This window comes from Streptomyces sp. NPDC001492 (genome assembly GCF_053597275.1).
Genome location: NZ_JBSFHW010000020.1, coordinates 165857 through 176675 on the forward strand (window position 1 = coordinate 165857; position 10819 = coordinate 176675).

General features: G+C 70.2%; 8 protein-coding genes. All 8 read left to right on the top strand.

Translation table 11 applies throughout. The features are described 5' to 3' along the window. Positions 1–85 precede the first annotated feature (85 nt). Positions 86–3805 (top strand): nitrate- and nitrite sensing domain-containing protein, encoded by a 3720-nt coding sequence (locus tag ACWC1K_RS25460; protein ID WP_450834511.1) that lies wholly within the window; start codon positions 86–88, stop codon positions 3803–3805. A 9-nt stretch (positions 3806–3814) separates the two neighbouring features. Beyond that, entirely contained in the window at positions 3815–4228 is a 414-nt protein-coding gene (locus ACWC1K_RS25465; protein ID WP_003973453.1) for a roadblock/LC7 domain-containing protein, read from the top strand. Positions 4229–4337: 109 nt separating this feature from the next. Further along, a complete protein-coding gene (locus ACWC1K_RS25470) occupies positions 4338–4733 on the top strand; it encodes a DUF742 domain-containing protein (protein ID WP_030943001.1) in 396 nt (131 codons plus the stop codon). Further along, the gene (locus ACWC1K_RS25475; protein ID WP_115905688.1) at positions 4714–5289 is read left to right on the top strand and encodes a GTP-binding protein; all 576 of its coding nucleotides are present in this window, start codon (positions 4714–4716) and stop codon (positions 5287–5289) included. Before ACWC1K_RS25470 ends, ACWC1K_RS25475 begins: the two co-directional genes overlap by 20 nt. Before the next feature lie 387 nt (positions 5290–5676). Next, positions 5677–8973 carry a sensor histidine kinase gene (locus ACWC1K_RS25480; RefSeq protein WP_450834513.1) on the top strand — a complete coding sequence of 1099 codons (3297 nt, stop codon included), beginning with the start codon at positions 5677–5679 and terminating at the stop codon, positions 8971–8973. A gap of 10 nt (positions 8974–8983) precedes the next feature. Next, positions 8984–9397 carry a roadblock/LC7 domain-containing protein gene (locus tag ACWC1K_RS25485; RefSeq protein ID WP_004983065.1) on the top strand — a complete coding sequence of 138 codons (414 nt, stop codon included), beginning with the start codon at positions 8984–8986 and terminating at the stop codon, positions 9395–9397. Between the two features lie 95 nt (positions 9398–9492). After that, complete coding sequence (locus ACWC1K_RS25490; RefSeq protein WP_351475445.1) at positions 9493–10086, top strand: DUF742 domain-containing protein; 594 nt, start codon at positions 9493–9495, stop codon at positions 10084–10086. Further along, entirely contained in the window at positions 10067–10648 is a 582-nt protein-coding gene (locus ACWC1K_RS25495; RefSeq protein WP_026248371.1) for a GTP-binding protein, read from the top strand. The genes ACWC1K_RS25490 and ACWC1K_RS25495 overlap by 20 nt, the downstream gene beginning before the upstream one ends. Positions 10649–10819: the final 171 nt, after the last annotated feature.

Consider the following 10819-nt stretch of genomic DNA (forward strand, 5'->3'; position numbering starts at 1 on the left):
GCGCATTCAGGGCGCCACCTAAAACGCCGACACCGTGTCTTTCCGTTCACGCGGAGGGGCGCCTGGTCCAGAGGTTGCGACGCTAGTGCAGGGACGTTTCAAGAGGGATGGCAGTGCTTCGGCGGAGCCGGAGCCGCACGGCGGGACTGGCCCCAATGCCGGCAGTCCCTCCCCCCAGCACGCCCAGAACCCGGGCCCGGCACCGTCCGGCGACGGCGGAGAGCGCCCCGGGCGCCCCGGCGCGTCGGCACCTCCCGGGCCCCCCGGCTCCGCCGCTCCGGCGGTCAAGCCGCCCAAGGGACCGAGCGGTCCGGGATCCCGCATGGCGCTGCGCAACTGGCGCATCTCCACGCGCCTGGTGTCGCTGCTCGCGCTTCCCGTGGTGGCGGCCACCTCGCTGGGCGCCCTGCGCATCAGCGACAACATGGACGACATCCAGCAGCTCGACAACATGAAGCTGCTGACGGACATGACCAAGCAGGCCACCGAGTTGGCCGACGCGCTCCAGAGGGAGCGCGACCTGTCCTCCGGTCCGCTGGCGCACGGCTCCAAGGCGAGCGACTACACGGTCAAGGGCTACCGGGACAAGACGGACCGGGCCAAGACCAACTTCATCGACGCCGCCGAGGAGATCGACACCTCCAACAAGGACGGCTCGCTCCAGGGCGTCCGCGAGAGCCTCGTCGGCGTGGTCGGCGACCTCGAAACGCTGTCGAAGATCCGCGCCAACGCCTACCAGGCCAAGAACAACTCGACCCAGACCGTCGAGGCGTACCACCGTCTGGTGACGCACCTGCTGGACCTCTCCCAGGACATGGCCGAGGCCACCAGCAACCCCGAGATGATCCAGCGCACCCGCGCCCTGGCGTCCTTCTCCTCCGCCAAGGAGTACGCGTCGATGCAGCGCGCCGTGCTGGCGGCGGCGCTCCCCGCGAGCAACACCACGGTCGGCGACCTGTCGGAGAACGACCGGCTGTACGCGCAGTCGGCGCTGGAGAGCCAGAAGTCCGAGCTGCGCAGCTTCCGCAGCATCTACGGCATCGACAAGGCCACCGCTCTCCTCAAACCCATCGAGGAGAACAACACGACGATCACGGCCAGCGACAAGTACGCCAGCCGTGCCCTCGCCTCCCAGAACGCCCTGGACGACCTGCCGAAGCGCTCGTACCAGGACTGGGTGGACGACAGCTCGACCAAGATCGAGCAGATGAAGAAGATCGAGCACACGCTGCTCGAGGACATGGAGCAGAAGGCCCGCGAGCTGCGTGCCGCCTCCGAGCGCGAGGCGATCATCTCCGGTGCGCTGATCCTGCTCGTGCTCGGCGTCTCCCTCGTCGGCGCCTTCGTCATCGCCCGCTCCATGATCCGCTCGCTGCGCCGCCTGCAGGAGACCGCCAACAAGGTCGCCCAGGACCGCCTGCCCGAGCTGGTCAAGCAGCTCTCGGAGTCGGACCCGCAGGACGTCGACACCTCCGTCGAGTCGGTCGGTGTGCACTCCCGGGACGAGATCGGCCAGGTGGCCGCGGCCTTCGACGACGTGCACCGCGAGGCGGTCCGCCTCGCCGCCGAGCAGGCCCTGCTGCGGGGCAACGTCAACGCGATGTTCACCAACCTCTCGCGCCGCTCCCAGGGCCTCATCCAGCGTCAGCTCTCGCTCATCTCCGAGCTGGAGTCCCGCGAGGCCGACCCGGACCAGCTGTCCTCGCTGTTCAAGCTGGACCACCTCGCGACGCGTATGCGCCGTAACGGTGAGAACCTCCTCGTCCTCGCCGGTGAGGAGCCCGGCCGCCGCTGGACCCGCCCGGTCCCGCTGGTCGACGTGCTCCGCGCCGCCGCCTCCGAGGTGGAGCAGTACGAGCGCATCGAGCTGGCCGCCGTGCCGACCACCGAAGTGGCCGGCCGCGTGGTCAACGACCTCGTGCACCTGCTCGCCGAGCTGCTGGAGAACGCGACCTCGTTCTCCTCGCCGCAGACCAAGGTCAAGGTCACCGGTCACGCGCTGCCCGACGGCCGCGTCCTGATCGAGATCCACGACACCGGTATCGGCCTCTCCCCCGAGGACCTCGCCGCGATCAACGAGCGGCTCGCCTCGCCGCCCACCGTGGACGTGTCGGTGTCCCGCCGCATGGGCCTGTTCGTGGTCGGCCGGCTGTCCCAGCGCCACGGCATCCGCATCCAGCTGCGCCCGTCCGACTCCGGTGGTACGACCGCGCTGGTCATGCTGCCCGTCGATGTCGCCCAGGGCGGCAAGAAGCCGCAGCCCAAGCCGGGTCAGGGCGCCGGTGGCCCCGGTGGTCCCGCCGCCGCGCAGGCCGCCGCGGGTGTGGCCGCCGCACGGCGCCAGGCCGGTGCCGGTGCGCCCGCCGGTGGCGCCCTCGGTGCCGGTGCGGCCTCCGGTGGTGGTCTGCTCGGTGCCGGTCAGGGCCCGCGGGCCGCGCTGCCGGGTGCCGGCGACGGCCGTCCGGGTGCGCCCGGCGGAGCGCGTGGACCGCAGTCCCCGGCAGCCCCGCAGCAGGGCCGGCCGGCTCCCGCGGGTGCGGGTGCCGGGTTCGGTCAGGCGCCGGCTGCACCGCAGGGCCTGCAGGCCGCGGGCACGGGTCAGGACAGCTTCGGCGGCGCTCGTGGCGCCGTACCGCCGCAGTCCTCGAACAACTCCGAGCGTGGCAATGAGCCGGGCCGCGGCCGGCGTGGCCGTCAGCCGCAGCTGCCGGGCCGCGGCGGTCCGCGTGCCGAACTGCCGGGCGGCAACCAGCAGCAGCCCCGGCCGAGCTGGAGCGACGAGAACGCGCAGCCGCCGGTGCCGCGCGCCTCGCTCGACACCCCGCGCGGCCATGACGAGACGTCCCGGATGCCGCGCATCGACGCGACGTCCGAGATGCCGGCGATCCCGCGGTCCGACGACCGCCAGGGCCCCGGTTCCACCTCGGAATTCGCCCGCCCCGACTTCGGCGCCCCGGCGCCGGGCAACCCGCAGCACACCGGCCAGTTCGCCACCCAGGACTTCGGGGCGCAGCAGCCGGGCAGCAACGGTTCGCAGAACACGGGCCAGTTCGTCCGCTCGGACGTCTTCGGCGCTCCGTCCGGCCAGAACGGGCGAGGCGGCCAGAACCACCTGAACAACCCGAACAACCCCGCCAACACGGGCCAGTTCGCGAGCCCTCAGGCGTACGACGGCAGCTCCACGGGCCAGTTCCCCGCACCGGGCTACGACAACGGCTCCACCGGGCAGTTCGAGCGTCCGGGCGGCGACTTCGGTGCTCCGCGGCCGCCGGCCCCGCAGCGTCCGCAGCAGCGGCCCGTCCGCCAGGAGCCCGAGGCGCTGCCGCCGGCACCGGGCCCGGGCGACGGCCGTACGCCGCTGTACGACACGCTGGAGACCAACTGGTTCCACGGCCAGCAGGGCGGTCAGCAGAGCAACGGCTCCGCACCGGCCCCGCAGCAGCCGCAGGCTCCGGCAGTTCCCGCGGCCCCGCCGCACTCTGCGGCTTCACAGCGTCCCGCCACCTCTTCCTGGCGCACCTCGCCGAACGACGATCTCGTCCGGCAGGCGGAGCGTGTCAGGCAGCCGGCGGCGGGCGGCGTCACCACCTCCGGCCTGCCGCGCCGGGTGCCCCGGGCGAACCTCGTTCCGGGCACGGCTCAGCAGCAACAGCACCAAGCCGGTCCGCAGGTCTCGCGTGCGCCTGACGACGTACGCGGCCGGCTGACCAATCTCCGTCGGGGCATCGCGCAGGGTCGCCAGGCCGGTACAGGTACCGGTCAGACCGGCAGTTTCCCGAGCCCCACTCACCAGCAGGAGCGTTAGTTGAGCCAGATGAGCCAGGCGGCACAGAACCTCAACTGGTTGATCACCAACTTCGTGGACAACACCCCCGGTGTGTCCCACACCGTCGTCGTGTCCGCGGATGGTCTCCTTCTGGCGATGTCGGAAGGCTTCCCCCGTGACCGCGCCGATCAGCTGGCGGCCGTCGCGTCCGGTCTGACCTCACTGACGGCCGGGGCCTCCCGGATCTTCGAGGGCGGCAACGTGGCGCAGACGGTCGTCGAGATGGAGCGGGGTTTTCTCTTCCTCATGTCCGTCTCGGACGGCTCGTCCCTGGCCGTGCTCGCGCACCCGGAGTGCGACATCGGCCTGGTGGGCTACGAGATGGCGCTGCTCGTCGACCGGGCAGGTGCGGTCCTCACGCCGGATCTGCGCGCCGAACTACAGGGCAGTCTGCTCCACTGATCCGCCGAGGATCCACCCCCGTCACCACATCACCGTCCGGCCGCCACAATCCCCCCACGGCCCATAAGACGGCCAGCCCGACCGACTTGCTGTCCCGCCCGGAGGATTCATGACCCCGCCCACCGCCTCTCATGATCCGTACGCGGAGCCGTACGAGGACGAGGGCGACCAGCCACTGGTACGTCCGTACGCGATGACCGGTGGCCGGACCCGGCCCCGCTATCAGCTCGCCATCGAGGCGCTGATCAGCACCACGGCCGACCCGGCAGCACTCATGGGGCTGCTCCCGGAGCACCAGCGCATCTGCCACCTGTGCCGTGAGGTGAAGTCGGTCGCAGAGGTGTCGGCGCTCTTGTCCATGCCGCTGGGCGTGGCCCGGATCCTTGTCGCGGACCTGGCCGAGGCCGGGCTCGTCGCCATCCACCAGCCTGGTGGCGACGAGACGACCGGTGCGCCGGACGTGACCCTGCTCGAAAGGGTGCTCAGTGGACTTCGCAAGCTCTGAACCGAGTCGTGCCACCACCTCCGCCAAGATCGTGGTGGCGGGCGGCTTCGGCGTGGGCAAGACCACGTTCGTCGGCGCCGTCTCGGAGATCAACCCGCTGCGCACCGAGGCCGTCATGACCTCCGCGTCCGCGGGCATCGACGACCTCACCCACACCGGGGACAAGACCACCACCACGGTGGCCATGGACTTCGGCCGCATCACCCTGGACCAGGACCTGATCCTGTACCTGTTCGGTACACCGGGCCAGGACCGGTTCTGGTTCATGTGGGACGACCTGGTACGCGGTGCGATCGGCGCGGTGGTGCTCGTGGACACCCGGCGCCTGGCGGACTGCTTCCCCGCGGTCGACTACTTCGAGAACAGCGGCCTGCCCTTCGTCGTCGCGCTGAACGGCTTCGACGGGCACCAGCCGTATGCTCCCGAGGAGGTGCGCGAGGCGCTGCAGATCGGTCCGGACACCCCGATCATCACGACGGACGCCCGGCACCGCGCGGATGCCAAGAGTGCGCTGATCACGCTGGTCGAGCACGCTCTCATGGCACGGCTGAGGTAACACTCAAATCAGCCATGCCCTACGGCAGTTGTCGTAGACACATCGGAGCCGGCTGTGGCCTTTGACACGGTCGGCTTCGGTGTTCATAACGTTTCGGCAGAGGAATCGGGTGACACGGCCACGCGTCGTTGCCAAACGGTCTCGCTGCGCTCACATCAGCCCCGTCTTTTGACGGGGCTCGCTCTTTATGACCGATTTATCTGGGGCTTACATCACACGGAATCCTCGCTTTCCACTGTTTGGAAGAGCACAGGTCGTCGTGCTGGAATGCCTGAACTGCCCAATAGTCAAAGACGTACTCGGTAGTACTGCGTACTCCATGGCGTACTGGGCTCTGAGACACTGCGGCACAACGTTGGTGCCCGCCGCCGAGAGGTTGTTGGTCGAGTGAGGCGAAGCAAGAACGGTCCCGAGCCGTCGGCCCGGGGCAACTTCACCCCGCCGCCGCGCGGAGCGGCGCCCGCCCCTGTGCCCGGTTCGGAACCGACGGCCGTACCCGCTCCGAGCGGCGGTCGTTTCTCCCCGCGCAACTGGCGGGTGCCGACCCGGCTGAACGCGATCCTGCTCATACCCGTGACGGTCGGGCTCGTCATGGGCGGCTTCCAGGTGAAGAGCTCGATCGACACCTGGCAGGAGGCGCAGGACGCGGAGAACACCGCACGGCTGGTGCGGGCCTCGCTGACCTATGCCAACGCGGTGAACAACGAGCGCGACATCACCGCGGCACCGCTGCTCAAGGGCAAGAGCGCGACCGCCAAGGACAAGGCGACCGTCGACGCGGCCCGCAAGGCCACCAACGACGCGGCCGACGAGTTCGACGCGGCGGCGCAGAACATGCCGCAGAAGGCCGGCCTGCTGCGCCGCCTCAAGCTGTTCCGCCAGGCCGAGCCGCAGCTGGCCACCCTGCGCGCGACCGCGTACTCCTCCAAGGTGCACGGAGTGCAGACCGAGGAGGGCTACGTCGCCGTCGCCCATCCCCTGATGGAGTTCGCCAACGAGCTGGGCCTGGGCACCGGCAACATCACCAGCTACGGCCGGACCGTCTACGCGATCGCGCTGACCCAGGCCTCGCTGTCGCTGGAGCGGTCGATCGGCGTGCACCTGCTGGTGAGCCCCGGCCCCAAGAAGGACGACCTCGCCAAGCAGCGCGTGGCCCTCTCCTCCTACGCCTACCTCGAGGGCATCGCCATCGAGGAGTACAAGGCCGGCGGCACCGAGGCGGACGCGCAGAAGCTCGTCGACCTCGAGGCGAAGGCCAGGGCCGAGGGCGTGGCCCAGGCCAAGCAGGCCGCCGCGCAGGCAGCCGCCAACAACCAGACCTATGTGCCGCCGCCGTCCGACCCGGCGAAGATGGTCGCGCTCCTGTCGTCACTGCAGACCACCGACCCCAGTGCCCGCGCCGCGCTCGCCACGCAGGGCATCACTTACCAGAACTGGTGGGGGGCCACCACCCTCCGGGCCAACGTCTACCGGCAGATCCAGTCGGACATGGCCGACAAGGCCGTGAACGAGGCCTCGGACATCGCCGACAACGCCAAGCGTGACGCCCTCATCACCGGTGCCGCCGTCGTCGTCGCCCTGCTCCTCGCGTTCATCCTGGCCGGTGCCGTGGCCCGCCAGATGTCCCGCTCGATGCGCCAGCTGCGCAACGCCGCCTTCGGCATCGCCGAGCAGCGTCTGCCGATGCTGGTCGACCAGCTCTCGCGCACCGACCCGGGCCGGGTCGACACCCGCGTACAGCCCATCCCGATCAACACCCGCGACGAGATCGGCGAGGTCGCCCGCGCCTTCGACCAGGTCCACCGCGAGGCGGTCCGGCTCGCCGCCGAGCAGGCCCTGCTCCGTGGCAACATCAACGCGATCTTCACCAACCTCTCGCGCCGCAACCAGTCGCTGATCGAGGGCCAGCTGACCCTGATCACCGACCTGGAGAACAACGAGGCCGACCCGGACCAGCTGGAGAACCTCTTCCGCCTGGACCACCTCGCGACCCGTATGCGCCGCAACGGCGAGAACCTCCTGGTCCTCGCCGGCGAGGAGCCCGGCCGCCGCTGGGACCAGCCGGTCCCGCTGGTCGACGTGCTGCGCGCCGCCTCCTCCGAGGTGGAGCAGTACGAGCGCATCGAGCTCTCCGGCGTCCCGGAGGCCGAGATCCACGGCCGCGCGGTCACCGACCTCGTGCACCTGCTCGCCGAGCTCCTCGAGAACGCCACCACGTTCTCCTCCCCGCAGACCAAGGTCCGCGTCACCGCGACCCGTCTTCCCGACGGCCGCATCATGATCGAGATCCACGACAAGGGCATCGGCCTCACCGCCGAGGACTTCGCGGACATCAACCACAAGCTGGCGAACCCGCCCACCGTCGACGCCGCGATATCCCAGCGCATGGGCCTGTTCGTGGTCGGCCGGCTGTCCGACCGGCACGGCATACGCGTCCAGCTGCGCCCCTCCGGCGAGCAGGCCGGCACCACCTCGCTGGTCATGCTGCCGGACGCGATCACCCACGGTGGTGGCGGCGAGCACCAGCCGCGCGACGAGTTCACGGTCTCGCAGATCATCCCGGAGCAGAGCTACCAGGGTGAGGACTTCAACAACGGCCTGCCGATGCGCACGGCCGCGGAGCTCGGCTTCGACGACAGCCGCTACGCCGACGTCCCGGACGACATACGCGAGCTGGACCCCGTCGGCCGCTCGCTGATGCGCGAGGAGCGCCGTGCGGCCCTGGAGGCCCAGGCGCAGGACCAGCCGGGCCAGGAGTCCCCGGAGGCCCCCTACGCCGACGCGTTCGACCAGCCGTCCTACGACAACGGCCTCGGCGGCTTCCCCGAACAGCAGCCCGGCGGCTACGACCCGCGCCCGGCCTACGACGAGCCGCAGCAGACCCCGTACGAGGAACAGCAGCGTCCCGCGTATGACGAGCCGGCGCAGCGCCCGTCGTACGACGAGCCGTACTACGCGTCCAACGGCTCGCTCCCGCACAACGACACGTTCTCGTCGAACGGCGGCTACCCCGAGCCCTCGTATGCGGAACCCGTCCGCGAGGAGCGTGCCTCCGCCCCGGAGTCCTTCCCGGCCTTCCAGGAACGCCGCCAGCAGGACGACTGGCCGCAGCAGGACACCTACCAGAACGGTTACTCGTCTGATTACGCTCCGGAAACGGAATCTGCGCAGGCCGCTGACGGGAGTGAGCGTGACCGCGTAGGCTTCGACCGTCCGGGCCCGGCCTCTGCCGCCGCCCACGCGCTGACCGACGCCGGACTGCCCCGCCGCGGATCCTTCGCGGGCGGTGCGAACGGCACGAGCGGTGCGGGCGGTTCGAACGGCACACGCCATGTGAGCCAGGAGGCGCCGGCCCCCAAGCCGGAGAGCAACGGCAATGGCACCGGCGACTGGCGTTCGGCGAACGACGAGCGCTGGCAGCAGGCCTCGCAGCTCCGGAAGCCCAAGGCGGGCGGGGTCACCTCCTCCGGCCTGCCGCGGCGGGTGCCCAAGGCCAACCTGGTCGAGGGAGCCGCCGAGACCACCCCCCAGGGCGGCCCACAGGTCTCCCGCGCCCCGGAGGACGTCCGGGGCAGGCTGAGCAACCTGCGCCGGGGCGTCCAGCGCGGACGCAGCGCCGGCGCAGGCAGTGAAACGAACGGTCAGGGCTTCGGTTCTGACAGCACCTACAACCAGGAGCGTTAGTGTGAGCCCGATGAGCCAGGCGGCACAGAACCTGAACTGGTTGATCACCAACTTCGTGGACAACACCCCCGGTGTGTCCCACACCGTGGTGGTCTCCGCCGACGGACTCCTTCTGGCGATGTCCGAAGGCTTCCCCCGCGACCGCGCCGATCAGCTCGCGGCCGTCGCCTCCGGTCTGACCTCGCTGACCGCCGGTGCCTCGCGCATCTTCGAGGGCGGCAGCGTGAACCAGACCGTTGTGGAGATGGAGCGGGGATTCCTGTTCATCATGTCCATCTCCGACGGCTCCTCGCTCGCGGTGCTGGCCCACCCCGAGGCGGACATCGGCCTCATCGGGTACGAGATGGCGCTTCTGGTCGACCGTGCCGGTACGGTCCTCACACCGGATCTTCGTGCGGAGCTCCAGGGCAGCCTGCTCAACTGACAGTCAGACGGTGCGTTTTGGCGTCCCGGGGCCGTAAGGTACCGGGACGCGGCTCCACAGGGATTGGGTGCCCGGCACAGTCGGAGGAGGAGAAAGTGGCAACACCCCCAGGCGGTTCGAATTCGGGCAACTGGTCGTACGGCCCTGCCCAGGGCCCGGGCGGCGGTTCCCAGAACCCGAACCGTTACAACTTCCCCTCCACCCCGAGCCAGCGGCGTCAGCACCCGTACGCTCCCCAGGGTCCGCAGGGCCCCGGGCCTTCACCGTACGACCAGCCGCCGGCGCCGCGCATCCAGCCCGTGCAGCCGCAGCGACGCGCTCCCGAGCCGGCGCCCGCGGGGTCGTCGAACAACCCCCTGGTGCGTCCGTACGCCATGACCGGCGGCCGGACCCGCCCGCGCTACCAGCTCGCCATCGAGGCGCTGGTGCACACCACCGCGCAGCCGCACCAGATGCAGGGCCAGCTGCCCGAGCATCAGCGGATCTGCAACCTCTGCCGCGAGATCAAGTCGGTGGCGGAAATCTCCGCCCTCCTGACAATCCCTCTCGGCGTGGCCAGGATCCTCGTCGCCGACTTGGCGGAGGCGGGACTGGTCGCCATCCATCAGCCCGGCGGCGACGAGAACGCCGGCGGCCAGCCAGACGTGACACTGCTCGAAAGGGTGCTCAGTGGACTTCGCAAGCTCTAGCGGCGGTCCTTCCCGCTCCACCACCTCGGCGAAGATCGTGGTGGCGGGTGGCTTCGGCGTGGGCAAGACCACGTTCGTCGGGGCCGTCTCGGAGATCAACCCGCTGCGTACCGAGGCCGTCATGACGTCCGCGTCGGCGGGCATCGACGACCTCACCCACACCGGGGACAAGACCACCACGACGGTGGCCATGGACTTCGGCCGCATCACCCTGGACCAGGACCTGATCCTGTACCTGTTCGGCACCCCCGGTCAGGACCGGTTCTGGTTCATGTGGGACGACCTGGTGCGGGGCGCCATCGGCGCGATCGTCCTGGTCGACACCCGCCGTCTCGCCGACTGCTTCCCCGCGGTCGACTACTTCGAGAACAGCGGTCTGCCCTTCGTGATCGCCCTGAACGGCTTCGACGGCAACCAGCCGTACAACCCGGACGAGGTCCGGGAAGCCCTGCAGATCGGTCCGGACACCCCGATCATCACCACCGATGCCCGGCACCGGGCCGACGCCAAGAGCGCGCTGATCACCCTGGTCGAGCACGCCCTCATGGCACGACTGCGCTAGCACCCCCCTGCAAGCCGGCCCCTCTTCGGAGGGGCCTGTTTGCTGCCTCCGGCAGGAACTGTTTGCTGCCTCCGGCAGGAAGACGTACGAGAAGGGCCCCGACTTCGCCAAGGCCGGAGGCCTTCGGCGATCTCGTTCTGGTCCAGCGGCTGGGTCTTGTCGGCGGCCGCG